Annotated in this window: 11 protein-coding genes, 19 tRNA genes, 1 rRNA gene and 1 pseudogene; 27 read left to right on the top strand and 5 right to left on the bottom strand. The window is 44.5% G+C overall.

The window, feature by feature from the left end; genetic code table 11:
* Positions 1–102 precede the first annotated feature (102 nt).
* From rrf to LPKJCM_RS03905, 20 genes are all read left to right on the top strand, one after another.
* A 5S ribosomal RNA gene (gene rrf / locus LPKJCM_RS04000) occupies positions 103–219 on the top strand.
* Between the two features lie 8 nt (positions 220–227).
* A tRNA-Val gene (locus tag LPKJCM_RS03995) sits at positions 228–300 on the top strand.
* Positions 301–306: 6 nt separating this feature from the next.
* Positions 307–379: transfer RNA gene (locus LPKJCM_RS03990), tRNA-Lys, on the top strand.
* Positions 380–416: 37 nt separating this feature from the next.
* Positions 417–489 (top strand) — tRNA-Thr (locus tag LPKJCM_RS03985).
* 4 nt (positions 490–493) lie between these two features.
* Positions 494–565 (top strand) — tRNA-Gly (locus LPKJCM_RS03980).
* Positions 566–571: 6 nt separating this feature from the next.
* Positions 572–657, top strand: a tRNA-Leu gene (locus tag LPKJCM_RS03975).
* Between the two features lie 6 nt (positions 658–663).
* A tRNA-Arg gene (locus LPKJCM_RS03970) sits at positions 664–737 on the top strand.
* Positions 738–746: 9 nt separating this feature from the next.
* A tRNA-Pro gene (locus tag LPKJCM_RS03965) sits at positions 747–820 on the top strand.
* Between the two features lie 26 nt (positions 821–846).
* Positions 847–920: transfer RNA gene (locus LPKJCM_RS03960), tRNA-Met, on the top strand.
* A 10-nt stretch (positions 921–930) separates the two neighbouring features.
* A tRNA-Ile gene (locus LPKJCM_RS03955) sits at positions 931–1,004 on the top strand.
* 41 nt (positions 1,005–1,045) lie between these two features.
* Positions 1,046–1,133: transfer RNA gene (locus LPKJCM_RS03950), tRNA-Ser, on the top strand.
* Positions 1,134–1,139: 6 nt separating this feature from the next.
* A tRNA-Met gene (locus LPKJCM_RS03945) sits at positions 1,140–1,213 on the top strand.
* Between the two features lie 4 nt (positions 1,214–1,217).
* A tRNA-Asp gene (locus tag LPKJCM_RS03940) sits at positions 1,218–1,291 on the top strand.
* Positions 1,292–1,295: 4 nt separating this feature from the next.
* Positions 1,296–1,356, top strand: a tRNA-Phe gene (locus tag LPKJCM_RS03935).
* A 21-nt stretch (positions 1,357–1,377) separates the two neighbouring features.
* Positions 1,378–1,448 (top strand) — tRNA-Gly (locus LPKJCM_RS03930).
* Positions 1,449–1,460: 12 nt separating this feature from the next.
* Positions 1,461–1,534 (top strand) — tRNA-Ile (locus LPKJCM_RS03925).
* Between the two features lie 6 nt (positions 1,535–1,540).
* Positions 1,541–1,628 (top strand) — tRNA-Ser (locus LPKJCM_RS03920).
* 8 nt (positions 1,629–1,636) lie between these two features.
* A tRNA-Glu gene (locus LPKJCM_RS03915) sits at positions 1,637–1,708 on the top strand.
* Between the two features lie 24 nt (positions 1,709–1,732).
* Positions 1,733–1,806: transfer RNA gene (locus LPKJCM_RS03910), tRNA-Met, on the top strand.
* Positions 1,807–1,810: 4 nt separating this feature from the next.
* Positions 1,811–1,884 (top strand) — tRNA-Asp (locus LPKJCM_RS03905).
* A gap of 132 nt (positions 1,885–2,016) precedes the next feature.
* Here the strand turns inward: LPKJCM_RS03905 and LPKJCM_RS03900 are convergent.
* Positions 2,017–2,520, bottom strand: coding sequence for a hypothetical protein (locus LPKJCM_RS03900; RefSeq protein ID WP_057963063.1), 504 nt, complete (start codon positions 2,518–2,520; stop codon positions 2,017–2,019).
* Between the two features lie 116 nt (positions 2,521–2,636).
* Between LPKJCM_RS03900 and LPKJCM_RS03895 the strand changes: the two genes are divergently transcribed.
* From LPKJCM_RS03895 to LPKJCM_RS03885, 3 genes are all read left to right on the top strand, one after another.
* The gene (locus LPKJCM_RS03895) at positions 2,637–3,377 is read left to right on the top strand and encodes an MBL fold metallo-hydrolase (RefSeq protein WP_057963062.1); all 741 of its coding nucleotides are present in this window, start codon (positions 2,637–2,639) and stop codon (positions 3,375–3,377) included.
* A 113-nt stretch (positions 3,378–3,490) separates the two neighbouring features.
* Positions 3,491–3,889 carry a transcriptional regulator Spx gene (spx, locus tag LPKJCM_RS03890; protein ID WP_057963061.1) on the top strand — a complete coding sequence of 133 codons (399 nt, stop codon included), beginning with the start codon at positions 3,491–3,493 and terminating at the stop codon, positions 3,887–3,889.
* Between the two features lie 116 nt (positions 3,890–4,005).
* On the top strand, positions 4,006–4,686 hold the full coding sequence (locus tag LPKJCM_RS03885) for an adaptor protein MecA (protein WP_013727489.1): 681 nt from the start codon (positions 4,006–4,008) through the stop codon (positions 4,684–4,686).
* A 55-nt stretch (positions 4,687–4,741) separates the two neighbouring features.
* Here the strand turns inward: LPKJCM_RS03885 and LPKJCM_RS03880 are convergent, their stop codons facing one another.
* From LPKJCM_RS03880 to LPKJCM_RS03870, 3 genes are read right to left on the bottom strand one after another with little or no spacing between them, the layout of a single operon-like run.
* Positions 4,742–5,734 carry a glycosyltransferase family 2 protein gene (locus tag LPKJCM_RS03880; protein ID WP_057963060.1) on the bottom strand — a complete coding sequence of 331 codons (993 nt, stop codon included), beginning with the start codon at positions 5,732–5,734 and terminating at the stop codon, positions 4,742–4,744.
* A gap of 11 nt (positions 5,735–5,745) precedes the next feature.
* Entirely contained in the window at positions 5,746–8,019 is a 2,274-nt protein-coding gene (locus LPKJCM_RS03875; RefSeq protein ID WP_057963059.1) for a glycosyltransferase family 39 protein, read from the bottom strand.
* A complete protein-coding gene (locus LPKJCM_RS03870; protein WP_087069548.1) occupies positions 8,006–8,413 on the bottom strand; it encodes a GtrA family protein in 408 nt (135 codons plus the stop codon). Before LPKJCM_RS03870 ends, LPKJCM_RS03875 begins: the two co-directional genes overlap by 14 nt.
* A gap of 158 nt (positions 8,414–8,571) precedes the next feature.
* Between LPKJCM_RS03870 and LPKJCM_RS03865 the strand changes: the two genes are divergently transcribed.
* Both LPKJCM_RS03865 and LPKJCM_RS03860 read left to right on the top strand, forming a co-directional pair.
* Entirely contained in the window at positions 8,572–9,264 is a 693-nt protein-coding gene (locus LPKJCM_RS03865) for a response regulator transcription factor (RefSeq protein ID WP_057963058.1), read from the top strand.
* Positions 9,261–10,571 carry a sensor histidine kinase gene (locus LPKJCM_RS03860; RefSeq protein WP_057963057.1) on the top strand — a complete coding sequence of 437 codons (1,311 nt, stop codon included), beginning with the start codon at positions 9,261–9,263 and terminating at the stop codon, positions 10,569–10,571. Before LPKJCM_RS03865 ends, LPKJCM_RS03860 begins: the two co-directional genes overlap by 4 nt.
* 118 nt (positions 10,572–10,689) lie before the next feature.
* Here the strand turns inward: LPKJCM_RS03860 and LPKJCM_RS03855 are convergent.
* Positions 10,690–12,209, bottom strand: a pseudogene (locus LPKJCM_RS03855) (gamma-glutamylcysteine synthetase).
* A 155-nt stretch (positions 12,210–12,364) separates the two neighbouring features.
* Between LPKJCM_RS03855 and LPKJCM_RS03850 the strand changes: the two are divergent.
* Both LPKJCM_RS03850 and pepF read left to right on the top strand, forming a co-directional pair.
* A complete protein-coding gene (locus LPKJCM_RS03850; protein WP_057963056.1) occupies positions 12,365–13,504 on the top strand; it encodes a competence protein CoiA in 1,140 nt (379 codons plus the stop codon).
* 34 nt (positions 13,505–13,538) lie between these two features.
* Positions 13,539–15,350, top strand: a complete 1,812-nt coding sequence (gene pepF / locus LPKJCM_RS03845) for an oligoendopeptidase F (protein WP_057963055.1) — start codon at positions 13,539–13,541, stop codon at positions 15,348–15,350.
* The last annotated feature ends 141 nt before the right edge of the window (positions 15,351–15,491 follow it).

The raw sequence follows: 15,491 nt of genomic DNA, 5'->3' as shown, positions 1-15,491 counted from the left end.
TACTAATCGGTCGAGGACTTAACCAAGTAGAAATGGTGTTCAAAGGCAGAAAATTAATATTAGCTAGTTTTGAGAGAACGAAGTTCTTTCAAGGAAAAATAGTGTGGTGGCGATAGCCAGAAGGATACACCTGTTCCCATGCCGAACACAGAAGTTAAGCTTCTGCACGCCAAGAGTAGTTGGGGGATCGCCCCCTGCGAGGGTAGGACGTTGCCACGCGATTTTATGGAGGATTAGCTCAGCTGGGAGAGCATCTGCCTTACAAGCAGGAGGTCACAGGTTCGATCCCTGTATCCTCCATTCCTTGAGCCGTTAGCTCAGTTGGTAGAGCATCTGACTTTTAATCAGAGGGTCGGCAGTTCGAGACTGCCACGGCTCATTACAATTGAATATTATTAAGCGCATAATATTTGTATGCCGACTTAGCTCAGCTGGCAGAGCACCTGTCTTGTAAACAGGGGGTCGGAAGTTCGAATCTTCTAGTCGGCATTTTGCGGAAGTAGTTCAGTGGTAGAACATCACCTTGCCATGGTGGGGGTCGCGGGTTCGAATCCCGTCTTCCGCTTGTTATGCCGGGGTGGCGGAATTGGCAGACGCACAGGACTTAAAATCCTGCGGTCAGTGATGACCGTACCGGTTCGATCCCGGTCCTCGGCATATTATGCACCCATAGCGCAATTGGATAGAGTGTCTGACTACGAATCAGGAGGTTGTAGGTTCGACTCCTACTGGGTGCATTGTTTTAACGGGAAGTAGCTCAGCTTGGTAGAGCACCTGGTTTGGGACCAGGGGGTCGCAGGTTCGAATCCTGTCTTCCCGATTGATAGCGTAACTATCATTTTTCATCGCGGTGTAGCTCAGCTGGCTAGAGCGTCCGGTTCATACCCGGGAGGTCGAGGGTTCGATCCCCCCTGCCGCGATATAGGTCTTGGACCTTTAGCTCAGTTGGTTAGAGCAAACGGCTCATAACCGTTCGGTCGTAGGTTCGAGTCCTACAAGGTCCATCGACTCATTTGTACACTGGAGTTTTTTATACAGCTTTTATGGAGGATTACCCAAGTGGCTGAAGGGGGCGGTCTTGAAAACCGCTAGGTGGGTCAAACCACGCGAGAGTTCGAATCTCTCATCCTCCTTATTATCGCGGGATGGAGCAGTCTGGTAGCTCGTCGGGCTCATAACCCGAAGGTCGTTGGTTCAAACCCAGCTCCCGCAATTTTGGTTCGTTGGTCTAGTTGGTTAGGACGCCTGCCTGTCACGCAGGAGATCACGAGTTCGAGTCTCGTACGGACCGGTTTGGCTCGGTAGAGCAATGCATTGAAGCTGCATGTGTCGGCAGTTCGATTCTGTCCCGCGCCACTTGTTTTTCATATTGTTTTTGCGGGTGTAGTTTAGTGGTAAAACCACAGCCTTCCAAGCTGTTGTCGCGAGTCCGATTCTCGTCACCCGCTTTTTCATCTAATGGGCCTATAGCTCAGCTGGTTAGAGCGCACGCCTGATAAGCGTGAGGTCGATGGTTCGAGTCCATTTAGGCCCATATTTTGGAGAAGTACTCAAGTGGCTGAAGAGGCGCCCCTGCTAAGGGTGTAGGTCGCGTAAGCGGCGCGAGAGTTCGAATCTCTCCTTCTCCGTTTTAAATGACCCGTTGGTCAAGTGGTTAAGACACCGCCCTTTCACGGCGGTAACATGGGTTCAAATCCCGTACGGGTCATTCAAGAGAATTATATTATATTATCGCGGGATGGAGCAGTCTGGTAGCTCGTCGGGCTCATAACCCGAAGGTCGTTGGTTCAAACCCAGCTCCCGCAATTTTGGTTCGTTGGTCTAGTTGGTTAGGACGCCTGCCTGTCACGCAGGAGATCACGAGTTCGAGTCTCGTACGGACCGGTGGAACATCGAAAATTTTTCAAGTTACTTAGGTAGCTTTTTTTTTACATTTTTTGGACAACATAAAAACCGTTAATCAGTGAATGGTATAAAGACGCCCTCACTGGTTAACGGTTTTATTAAAACAATATTTTAATGGATTTCTTTTGTGTTTGCTGGTGTGTAATAAGCTTCGTGTGAATAAAAGCTTGGTGAATCACGATATTCTTTTGGAATAAATTCATCAGAACTGTTCTTCCAAAGTTCGAAGTCGGCGTAATCATTCCAAGTTCCTAAGATTATCCGTTGACTAATGTCCTTATGATAATTGAGGGAATAAATTGAATGCATGCCATCAGGAAGACCATTGGTTCGTAGCTTGTTGATTCGTGCATCAAAGACCTTCTGCTGATCAAAGTTCAAATCTAGGGTGGAGAAGCTGATGAAGCCGTCCCACTTATCTTCACCACTATGGCTTAAGATGTCATAAAAGACTGGTGCTTTAAACACTGACTTTTCGCCCGAATGATCCAGCAGCATGAATTCACCAGGTTGACTAAGGGCCTGATACATAATCAAATCCCGGTCTGAATGTGCCGCTTTTAGTTCCGTCAAAATTTTTTCATTTCCAAATGTTATAACGATCTGTTCGTTCATTTGACCCACCTCCTATATACAATATTATTATACTTTTTTTCAATATTGGAACCAAACATTTGCTCCAAATTAGCGTAAAATATAAATTGGATAAAGGTGAAAGAGGAGGAATTCTATTGAAACTAACAGTGATTGGTTTTCTTGGCGGCTATCCGGATCATGGAAATGCCACCAGCAGTTACCTTTTGGAATCAGGCAATTTTAAATTACTGATTGATTGTGGCAGCGGTGCCCTGTTAAGTTTGGAACAAGTCGTTGATCCATTAAGATTAAATGCGGTCATTTTGAGCCATTATCATCACGACCATACTGCAGACGTTGGTGTTCTCCAATACTATTGGCAGCTGCATGAAAAGCGCTACAGTGAGCCTGTATTGCCAATCTATGGGCATCAACTTGACGATACCAACTTCAAAGGGCTCACTTGGCCGGACTCAAGTAAAGGAATTGCCTATGATCCGGGAGAAGCATTGATGGTTGGACCATTCACCATTACATTTTTGAAAACCCATCATCCCGTTTCAGCCTTTGCAATGCGAATTAAAGAAACTTCAACCGGTAAGGTGTTGGTGTTTACCGCCGACACGGCCTACTTCTCTGGATTGACCAAATTCGTTCGCAATGCCGATTTGTTGATGACCGATACGAATTTTTTCGCCAACAAAACCGGTCAAAAATGGCATATGACGTCAACTGAGTCTGGGCAACTCGCACATGACGGAACCGTTCACCGATTGCTGCTGACCCATTTACCGGCAAATGGTGATCTTCTGCAGCTAAAAAGGGAAGCTCAGGCAACGGCAGGGGACTCAATCCCGATTTTAGTTGCTGATACGTATCTTTCTGTGGATATCTAAGCTAAATATGACCAAAATATGGTCTTTGTTTGTCCATTCTGTGAATCTTATGATTTATATAACATTTTCCGATATAATCAAAGCATCAAATGATTACTAGGAGGATTCATACTATGACAGTCAATTTATTAACTACTCCCAGCTGCACTTCCTGCAGAAAAGCAAAACAGTGGCTCATTGATCACAAGATTGAGTTTGTTGAACGAAATATATTTGCCAAACCGCTCTCTGAAGTAGAACTTAAACAAATCTTCATGTTTTCTGAAGGTGGTACGGACGATGTCATTTCTACTCGGTCATTTCTGTATGACCAATATAAATCAAAGATGTCATCGATGACGATCAGCCAAGTGATTTCACTGCTGGCAACTCATCCAGAGCTGATTCGGCGACCGATTTTACTGGATGATAAACGAATCGAATTCGGGTTCAATGAAGATGAAATTCGTTGCTTTATGCCACGGGCAACGCGAAAATGCGAATTGGAAAAGATGGTCAAAGAAGCCTTATAGGCACAGAGTCTTAATTGCTTGTTAATATTCATGTTTAGCCGTATTATTTACTTAGACAATAATATGATACAATGTTATTATTAATTACCCTCAGATATTGGAAGGGGTGGCTAAATATGGAAATGGAACGGATTAATGAGAATACGATTCGTGTGTTGATTGGTAATGATGATCTCGACAAGCGTGGCATTACCGTGCTTGACTTGTTGGGCAACCACAAGCAGATCGAAAGCTTCTTCTACAGTATTCTCGAAGAAGTCGATAAAGACCATCAATTTCAAAATAACGATGCCGTCACTTTCCAAGTTCTTCCGAACCAGAATGGATTGGAATTGTTTATCAGTAAGGATGTAGATATGTCTGATAACGACATGTTCGATGCGGGTGATTCTGATTCAGATCATCCTGAAAAACGTGATCGGGTTTCTAAATATATCGCTGAACATGCCGATAATAACAAACCGCAGCCTGTAAGTGATAAAAAGACTAACGATGAATTTGGTCATCAAAAGCGGACTGTGATTCTTGAGTTCGATCAATTAGATGACTTCGTGTCGCTCGCCAAGGCATTGCGACTTGAAAATGGGACATCAGATTTGTACTTGTATGAAGGTAAATACTACTTGAAGCTGGAATTATTCAGCAATGACCCCGTTGACATGGTCGTCAGTGATGAAGTCGCAATTGCCAATGAATATGGCAAGAAGACTGCTGTTACTGAGGAAGTTCTCAACGAATATGGTCAACAACTAATGGAAAACAGTGCATTAGAGTTAAGTAGGTACTATTTCAAATAGCATTCAATCAACTAAAAACGACAGCCGTTAATGGCTGTCGTTTTTAGTATGCAGATTATTGTTGATACGCGCGACCTTTGATTGTTGTTTTATAGTACGTTTGGTGATTGTTTTGACTCTGTGGGTGGCGAAACCCCACTGTCTTCGAAACAATGTACAGCGGGCGCTTCCTGGAGGCCTCAAAGACCCGGTAGAGGTAAGCCCCTAACATACCGATGGACAAAAGGGTGATGCCGACCATTAGGAATAACGCGAAGACCGCAAAGTGGATTGTATCCATCGTTGTGAATAACGAGGTAATCAAGTAGCCAATACTAAAGATGATTGATCCGGTTCCCAGCCAATTAGCCAATTGCAGGGGAAATGATGAGAATGATGTCACGCCATCCATTGCCAAGCGAATCATCTTTCGCAGGGGATATTTGGAGATCCCAGCAATCCGTTCTTGCCGTTCATAAGTGACGGCCGTCTGCTTGAAACCAACCCAACTAACCATACCACGGACAAACGGATCCGCCTCATTCATTTGTCGCAGTTGGTAGACGACCTGTTTGTCCATTAGCCGAAAATCGCCGGTATCCAGTGGAATATTGACGTTGGTAATGCGCTTTAACCCTCTGTAGAAGGCGGCAGCCGTTGCTTTTTTGAAAAGACTTTCGCCATCTCTTGAAAGTCGCTTGCCGTAGACCACGTCGTAGCCTTCGTGCCACTTGTCAATCATATCAACAATTACAGCCGGTGGATCCTGAAGATCAGCATCCATGACAACGACGGCCTCACCTTTGGTATAACGAATCCCAGCAGTGATCGCCAGCTGGTGGCCGAAGTTTCGTGAGAACTCAACCAATCGGATGTTTCCGTAATCGGTTTGGCGATTTTGAATGAGTTGCGCACTTTTGTCGCTGGAACCATCGTCAACAAAAATCAATTCAAAAGATTGCGGCTGATTTGCAGCAAATTTTTCCAGTGTGTCGATGGTGGTGTCAATTCCCTGTTCTTCATTGTAAACGGGAAGGACGATTGAAATTAATTCCTGATTTTTTTCCATTAAGGGACCTCCTATTTATAAATTGATGATAAATCATACAAAACGCCAGAGCCGCCCATGCCACCAGGGGTTTGCATGGTTGCCTGCCGATGAGTCGACTTGGCAGCAGTTCGATTTGTTGTTTGTTTAGCAGTGGCTTGACTATTTTTCTTTGTTGACGGTTTCATTCCAGGTTGGCGGTTTGGCCGCTTCTTGCCTGTTGGGGCACCATTTGGCGTTTTACCTGAATTGGATGACGTTGGCTTAGCCGGCGTCTTCGTCGAACCGCCCATACCAGATTGCGTCCCAGTACCGTTGGCTGATTGATACAGACTGGTTTTGACTTTTGTCCCATGTTTTTTGATCCAGTTAATAATCTTGGTGTTACCTGATCGTCCTGAGTAGTAGAAGTATTTCAAATCACCGTTTTTAACCAGCTGTTTAAATTGAGTCAAGGTGATTGCTGGGTCAGTTCCGTTAAAGCCACCCATCGCCATGACAGCCTTGCCGGTTTTGATGATGTAAGGAGCTGCTGTCGTCGAATCACTGGTAGCAAACAGATATTTGGCGTTACCCTGGTGTTTCTCGACATAATTGAGTAATTTGGTGTTGACTGAGCTGTTGCCCATGCCGCCCCCTCCGCCAGGCATACCGTTGCTGCTGGATGTGAGTAGCGACGGTCCGGCAGTTGGAATCATTGCCGATTCAGCGGCAATCGTTGGTGTTAACGACCACCAAGTTGGGGCTGCCATAATGGATAAGAGACCTCCAACCAACAGGGTTTGAAATGCGCGACCCTGGGGTAAAATGGCCATTCCAATTGAGAAGCCGATTGCAGCAACTAGAATCAGCCAGGTGAGCCATGGATAGTAACTGTAAACGTACCAAGACTGAAGGGCCGCTGTTGCAACAATTGCACCCGGGAGCAAATAGAATTTCCAGCTGGTTTTGACACTATTTCTGAAGAGGCTGACCAGTGCGGTAACCCCGGTTCCAAATAGCGCCGAGATTGGTGGTGCCAACATGATCATGTAGTAGGGATGGAAGAAACTAGCAATACTGAAGAAGCCGTAAACAGGAATCAGCCAGCTGGTCCACAGGATCAATTGCTTTTGCTGCTTGGATAGATTAAACCAACTCTTCCGTCGATCTCTAAAGTAGACCAAACCGCCAATTAAACCGAAGATGGCAAATGGCAATAGCCAACTGACTTCAGGCCCGAGTGCTGATTGGAACAGCCGGAATGGTCCGGCGGTGCCAATATTGAAGGCACCACCGCCACCGCCGCCATTACCCATCTTGCCGGGGCCGCCTTTGCCGTTTGGTTGGCCTTTCATTTGCTTGCCGCCTGGTGGCGTTTGGTTTTTGCCATTCTGCTTCATACCAGTTGGGGCAGTGCCTCCGCCAGGCATTCCACCGCCCTTTTTATTGGTGGTTTTACTGTTCATCCCGGCGCCAAACGTCCCGCCGGTTCCGGTTGTTTGGCCAAGCAGTCGTTCGCTACCGTTATAGCCAAAGGCCAGTTCTAACAGCGAATTAGTTTCGGAACCACCAACATACGGCCGGCTGCTGGCAGGTGTCATATCGACAGAAATTGGATAAGCCAAGGTAAAGACCATCAAGGTTACGGTGGCCAGTGTCAGCTTGGTTATTTTCTTTTTCCAAGTTTCGTTGGCTGCCAGCCAGTAGAATAAATACATTGCCGGCAGGATCATGAATGCTTGAAGCATCTTGACGTTAAAAGCAATCCCAATCAAGGCAAAACTAATCAGCAGTGACCAAATTTTACGACTGTCAATCGACTTTTCAAGGAAGTAAAGTGCCAACATCAAGAAGAAAACTAACGTCGCGTCCATGTTATTGGTTCTGGAGTCGGCAACGACGATCGGGGTCAGCGTTAATGCTAAAGCACTCAATCGAGTCGCATTCTTCCCAAAGTAGGGTTGGACTAATCGATACATCAGGTAGACGGAGCCGACACCAAACAGGACTGATGGTAAGACAATACTCCAGCCGTGCAGGCCAAATATTTTAGCACTGATGGCCATGAACCAAAGTGCAACCGGTGGCTTATCCACGGTGATGTAACCCGCTGGATCGAAACTCCCGTACCAAAAGTTGTGAAAGCTTTCGGTCATACTTTTAATCGCTGCGGTGTAAAAGGCGTTTGCCGAACCTGCCTTCCATGTTGCCCAGCCATAAAGGAATAGGGCGAGTAGAAGGATTGCGCCTAAAATCCAGTCAAACCTGAATTGACGTTGATCATGGGTTTGGGTATTTTCAATCGATTGATTATTGGTTGCCATAGTGGCGGACCTCCTTTAAGTTGTGTTTGTTAAATACCCAAAATTTTGAAAGCAAAAAGTTGGTGGGAACTGTGATCATCAAACTGATGATGGGAATCAACCTGCTGTCAAGAAACGACCAATCACTGGCCAAATGGGCGAATATCACGCTGATCAGCCAGGTGAAAACATAGGTGGTGTAATACTTCCATGCAACGGTTCTAACCGAGTCGCCGGTTTGAAATACCCAGCGGTTATTCAATGCCAATCCAAGCAGGGATGTGATCCCGTAGCCCACCCCCATGGCAATTGTGGCGTTGGTTGGGTGAAGCAAGAGCAAGTAGATGATGTAAGTGAGAACGGTGTTGATCAGCCCGGTAATCCCAAATTTAAATAATTGCTTTGTACTAGTAATGGATGACTCACTCCTTTCTGAATTGATGAAATGAGTTTATCTGTTTAACCATAAAACAAGCTTAAAACAGTTGATTTATGATAAAGTGTGGGTAAGTGAGTTGACGGAATGAGCAAAAACCTTTAATTTAATGTCAAAGATAAAAGGAGACCAACTTGATGAAAGATTTACACATACTGATTATTGAAGACGATGAGGACCTCGCAAAGAGCCTGCAGCTGTTTTTGGATGAAATCGCACAAACGACCGTCTCCCATGATGGCTTTGAAGGCCAAATGCTGGGTCAGGAAGGAATTTACGACCTGGTTGTTTTGGATTTGATGCTGCCACAAGTCAGTGGCTATGACATTCTAAAACATTGGCGGACTGAAGACCATTTGAGCATGCCGGTCCTTATTTTGACCGCTAAAGATACCCTGGATGACAAGGTGCACGGTTTTGAATTGGGAGCCGATGACTATTTGACCAAGCCATTCCACCGGGAGGAACTGCTGATGCGCGTCAAGGCGCTGTTAAAGAGAAGCGGTCATCTTGGGGATGATAACACCCTGTCGGTGGGCCCATTTAAAGTGAATTTAAGTAACCGGATCGTTGAAGTTAACGATCAGGAATTGAGTTTAAATGGCAAGGAGTTTGACTTGCTGGTCTACTTCATTCAAAATCCGGATACCATTATCACCAAGGATCAAATTTTTGATCGACTCTGGGGATTTGAGTCAGAAACGGCGATTTCTGTCGTTGAAGTCTACATGAGTAATTTGCGGAAGAAAATCAAGCAGAGCTCATCGCTTCAGCCGATCAAGACCTTAAGAAACATTGGCTACATGTTTGAAACGGAGGAATCGGATTGAAAAAAGGGGATCCGCAGCAAAAACAGCAGCTCAGTCTTTTTGTAAAGGAATTAGTTGGGTTTGCATTGTTGTTTGCCGTACTTGGTTTTGTTGTTTTCTTCTTCTTTCACCAATCAATTTATAAAAATATTGATCAGGGATTGGTCACCCAGAAACAAAATGTCTTGAGCAACCGAAAGGCGCCACAATTTAGGACTGGCGGAAATCCGCAAACTCCAGCACCATCTAAGCCCAATAACGGCGACACGCCTTTTCGGACAAATATTTTAGTCTTTAATAAAAAAGGCCAAATTATTAACGCCCAAATGCTTGGAAACCGGATTTACAATCTATTTATCAATACCGAGCTGGATAAATCCGAGGTTAATAAGGTGCGCGAAGTGACTTTAATGTCGACTGACAACACGTTGCATTATTTTCGGACCCTGCTGATTAAGGTTCCAAAGTCCAATTCCAATCCGATTTATGCTGGGAATTATGTATTGATTCTGGAGAACATTGATACGGATTTAATGGCAGTCAACAGTTTTAAGCGATCGTTATTGATTACGCTGTTCTTCTTTTGGATTGTGGCGATTGCAATTGCTTATTTCCTATCACGTTCCAGCATGAAGCCGATTATGGATGCCTGGAAGCGGCAACGGCAATTTAGTGCTAACGCCGCTCATGAACTTAGGACGCCACTGACGGTTATTCAAAATCAAATGGAGTACATGTTAACCAAACCAAAGACGAAGGTCATCGACCAAGTAGATCCAATTTCGACTTCGCTGGATGAGGTCAGGCATCTGCAGACACTGACTAATCGGTTGCTAATGCTGGCCCGTTCAGATTCAGGAACGATTGAAATTAATAAAGAGGCCGTTGACTTGAAGTCGTGGTTCGCACAAATTCTTAAACCCTATGAGGATATTGCTGCCAGCCAGCATAAGTCCATGGTGACGGTTCTTAAAGCTGATGGTCATGGAAATTTAGATAAGGATCTGATTCGTCAGCTTCTAATTATTTTATTAGATAATGCGATCAAATACACTCCCGCTGGCGGTACCGTCACGGTCATAACCAGTCTGAACCGTGATCGATTGACAGTTGAAGTTCGAGATACTGGGGATGGGATTTCTGATGCCGATAAGAAACGAATTTTTGAACGATTCTATCGGTCTGATAAATCCAGAAACTCTAAGACTGGCGGCAATGGGCTGGGATTGGCAATCGCTAAATGGATTGTTCAACAGCATTCCGGAACGATTTCCGCCAAGGATAATTATCCCAAAGGAACCGTCTTTGATGTGTTGATTAAGTTGTAAGTTGGTCAATTGAGTTATGTAACGAATTAAGGGACATTATAGGCAGACAGAAGGGCTGAAGTAGAAGTTTTAGCAACTTTTACTCCGGCCCTTTTAACGTTTTGACTAATTAGAAATCTTACAGATCCTGTTTGGCAGCCGCTTTAATTCCCGGGAACAACTCGTATAAATACTGCAGCGGATCTACTTTGCCGACTTTATCGGTGTAAACGACTTGAGTGACGTTGTCATAGGTCAAAGTGATCAGTGAGTCACCATCTTCATCCTTGACGACGTAATAACGGATACCAAGCTGAATAGCGCAAAAAATCAACCGTTGGGCAGCCAATGAAACTTTGCCGATTGATGGCAGCAGCGTAGCAGACGATAATCGTTGTGTTCGCCATCGTTTTGCAACCGTGGTGCCAAAGTCCATTAGGCTGTTATTTTTGATATGCTTTAACAGCATAGCGGAAGCGGTCAGGTGACAACTTCACTAAAATCATCCAGGGCTTGAAGCTGTTCAGAATGGGCGTGAAGTGATTTAGCTATCTCAATCAGCTCGGAAAAAATCTGAATGCCTTCTGCCATTTTGAAAGTTGGCTGATCGGGATTTTCCAGCGCAACTTGATTGTTGTCCGCAAAAGACTGCTTTAAATCAGCGCGAATGTTCTTGTGGTCAACGGGTGTCACTAAAAGGTACATTAAGAAGAACTTTAGGAAATACATGGCATGGCGGCTGATTCCGTTGGGGGTGAACGGCGTGTTGTCCAGCACCCGAAATTCCAAATAGGAAATCCCTTTGGTCCGGTAGTCTTTATTATTATCTTGACCACGAAGGCGTACGGGTCCGTAAAATTCAGCTTTGGAATATAGACGATGCTGGTCAATTGCTTGATTGATACCGTCAATGTAATGATCCAAGCTGGTATAAATGGTTGTGTCAACTTGATCTTCCGGCTGGTTAACGTAACCATAAATACTGTTTCGGATGCTCCTAACCGGATGGGTGAGCTGCTTTTGATCCTCACCGGTGAAGAAGCCCTTTTCTGCGATTGGACTGGCACCAAAGAGATAGGTTAACAGCCAACGATGGAGGACAAAATTTTGGGCCAATTGGAAGTACAAGGCATTTTTAAAGGCCACCAAAGTTGAAAACTGGTCCTGATAATGAACGTACAGGCGATTGATGACTGGTTCTGGAATGCTGAAGTTGACGTGGACGCCGGTAATAATTTTTCTAGGTACCCCGTATTTTTTAGTTAAATAGTCACGGTATTTTGCATAGGCTGGCCGACCAAAGTGCTTTTTGATAAAGTCGGTATCGGCTTCATCCATGGCTGGCGGCATGCTGAGCGGCCAGAAAGATTCCGATTGGTCAATTGAACGATACAAAACGGTCTGCAAGGTATCCAATTGATCCAACACCCCACCGATATTAGGGTTGGGATCGGTAATAATTTCGTTCATTGATTCTGAAAAATCTGATTGTAAATAGGGATGATAACGTCTGGAACCTAAGTTTTGCGGGTACGGTTGACGGCTTAACCGTCCGTGCTCGTCTACTCGATGTTCCTCAATTTCGATGCCAATTAGGCTATGGTACAGCTGTTCTGCAACGCGTTCTTCTTGAATGTGTTTCAATAAATTTTTCAGCATAGTAGTCCCCCAGCCGGATTTAGTTATACATAATTATAAACAAATATCAACAGAATGGTAGCCATATGGCTGTTCTGGAAAAAATGTAAGGTTATTTTTAACTTCTTGAAAATCATTGCCAGCTATTTCGTATTTAACATGTAGAAGGTGATGAAATGCTGATAGCGATGATTGAAAACCAATTAGTGAACGCGGCTGAATTCAAAGCCCAACGGAAGTTGTGTAAGCAGCTTGTTTGTCCGGGATGCCGGCAAACGGTGATCTTTAAACATGGCAAGTCCCGAATTCCCCACTTTAGCCATAAATCCAACGCAATTTGCAGCGGTTTCAGTGAAAATGAAAGCCAGGCCCATCTTCAGGGCAAACTGACCTTTCAACAGCAGCTAAAAGCAATGTCGAAAGCTGCGGTGTTGGAACATTATCTGCCTGAAATTGAGCAGCGGGCAGATGTGTATTTGCCCTCCCAAAAGTTGATTCTTGAGTACCAGTGCAGTCCGATTTCGTTTTCGGAACTGTCTCGGCGGACAACTAACTATAAGTCGCTTGGAATTGAGGTGGTCTGGATTCTAGGTGATCGTCATTTAAATGCAACCAAACGATTGGATGGAATTGCCAAATTTGCCAGGTTTAATACGCAATTGGGTTTTTACATGATTTTTTACTCAGCAAAAAATCGCCAATTTCGGCTTGATTTTCAGATTCAAGAAATTGCTGGCAAAATAACCAGTCACCTACGGCTATTTGACACATTAGCCGAATTGAAGCGATTTATCGACCATTTACCGTCAGCTGATCAATCGTATTCAATCCGGATTTCCAACGATGCCATCTTGTACCAACTTAACCGAATTCAACGGAATATCGTGTTGAAAAATCCAACCTATCTGGATATGGTCACGCGTTGTTACCAGCGGGGCAGGGTGTTCGTTGGCTGTCCACTGATTTGTCATGGGAAAGACGGAAGCCGATGGCCTATTTTTCGTCGAACCGCCTTATGTTGGCGAGTCTGGATCGTTTTTCAGCTGTTCACGGGTCATAATCGGGAAGTTTCTAATCAGGAACTCAATCAAGTCTTTAAACAATCAGTTCAACTTTTCGGGCAGCAATTTGCACAAGTCGATGACTATGTCCGCTTCTTTCAAATGGCCTTTACAGGTTTTATCTTTAGCCTCCGGGCTGAGGGCTATCTTCGCCATACTGCGGCCGGCGTTCAGATTATCAAACAACCGGCATGGTTTGCTGATTATGATGAAAAAAGGCATTATATTATGACTGCCAAGCCAGAGGTGTGCTAATCTATTGTTAGCTAACTATTTGAAGGAGGACATTATGCCAAAACCACAAGAATTGCCTCTTAGAAAAGATGTTCCCGAGGACTTAACTTGGGATTTGACTACGATTTACCCAACTGATGAGGACTTCGAAACTGATTTTGCCGCGGTTCGAACCGATGCCAATCAGTTTGCCCAATTAGCTGGAACCATTGCGAACAGTGCTGCCTCATTGCTGACAGCAGTCGAGGCACTGATGGCCCTGAGTCGGAAACTTGAAAAAGTATATGTGTACGCACAGCTTAAGAACGACCAGGATACCAGTGAAGATAAGTATCAGGCAATGGATTCCCGTGCTGAATCCTTAGCTGCTGAGTTTGGGGCGAAAACGGCCTGGTTTGAGCCGGAACTTCTCAAAATTTCTGATGATCAAATGAAGCAATTTTATCAAGACCAGCCCCAACTTGGTGATTATCGGCGGTTCTTTGATCAAACCTTTGAACGCCGTGATCATATCTTAACCAACGATGTTGAAGAAGTGTTGGCCGGGGCGAGCGACATCTTCTCGTCTGGAGAAAAAACCTTTGGCATTTTGGACAACACCGATCTTTCATTTCCTGCCGTAACGGATGACAATGGCAATCAGGTCAAGCTATCTCAAGGGGTTTATGGGATCTTGCTTGAATCGACTGATCGGAGCGTTCGTAAAGAAGCCTTTGAAAAATTGTATGAGGTCTACCATCAGTTCCAACACACTTTGGCGGCGACACTGACCACTAACGTGAAGAATCATAACTTTAAAGCCAACATTCGTCACTACAACAATGCGCTAGAAGCAGCTTTGGCGGCCAATGAAGTGCCGACAGATGTTTATAACAATCTGATTAAAGTTGTTAACAAACATCTTGATCTGCTTCACAGATATGTTGCTTTACGAAAACAGATTCTCGGCCTTGACGAACTGCATATGTATGATATGTATACATCTTTGGTTGGTAACAAATCGCCCAAGTATACCTTTGAACAGTCAAAAAAAATCGCCTTAGATGCGCTGCAGGTCATGGGACCGGACTATGTTAGCCACGTCAAAGAAGAATTTAGCGGCCGCTGGATTGATGTCGTCGAAAACCAATTCAAGAGAAGCGGTGGCTATTCATCTGGGACTTACGACACGAACCCGTATATTCTGCTAAATTGGAAGGACAATCTGGATAACCTCTACACGTTGATCCACGAAACCGGCCATAGTATGCACAGTTACTATTCTCATCATAGTCAACCTTATCAATATGGGGATTATTCAATTTTTGTCGCTGAGATTGCCTCAACAACCAACGAAAATATTTTGACCGATTATCTCTTGAATAAATTCAAAGATGACGATGAAATGAAGAAATTCATTTTGAATTATTACTTGGATGGTTTTAAAGGGACGGTTTTCCGTCAAACGCAATTTGCTGAATTTGAACAGTATATTCATGAGCAAGATGCTCAAGGTCAACCGCTGACCGCCAACTTTATGGATGACTATTATCGTGACCTGAACCAAAAATATTACGGTGATGCGGTAGTGTCTGACCCACAGATCGGTCTTGAATGGTCACGAATCCCACACTTCTATTATAATTTCTACGTTTACCAATATTCTACTGGCTTTGCCGCCGCATCAACCCTGGCTGATGGTATTGTCAATGGGGATCGTACCAATGTTGATAAATACCTGAACTACCTTAAATCAGGCAGCTCTGATACGCCAACGAATGTTATGAAGAGGGCTGGCGTTGACATGACGCAACCTGAATATCTTGAAAGAGCTTTTCAGATTTTTGAACAACGACTGGATGAATTTGAACGTTTATATAACAAATAGCTTGAATCATTAATGGTCATAACAAAATGAGCGTGGGACAATAAGCGGTTAGCTTCCAGAGTATAAGGGGATTATTCAAATATCCAGGGCTTGGATGTTTGGATAATCCCCTTATACGGCCGGAAGCTGCTTATTGGCGCA

The organism is Lentilactobacillus parakefiri, assembly GCF_002157585.1.
In the GTDB taxonomy this organism is placed as follows: Bacteria; Bacillota; Bacilli; order Lactobacillales; family Lactobacillaceae; genus Lentilactobacillus; species Lentilactobacillus parakefiri.
Note: the sequence above shows the minus strand (reverse complement) of the source record. Positions and strands in the feature narration are given on the sequence as shown.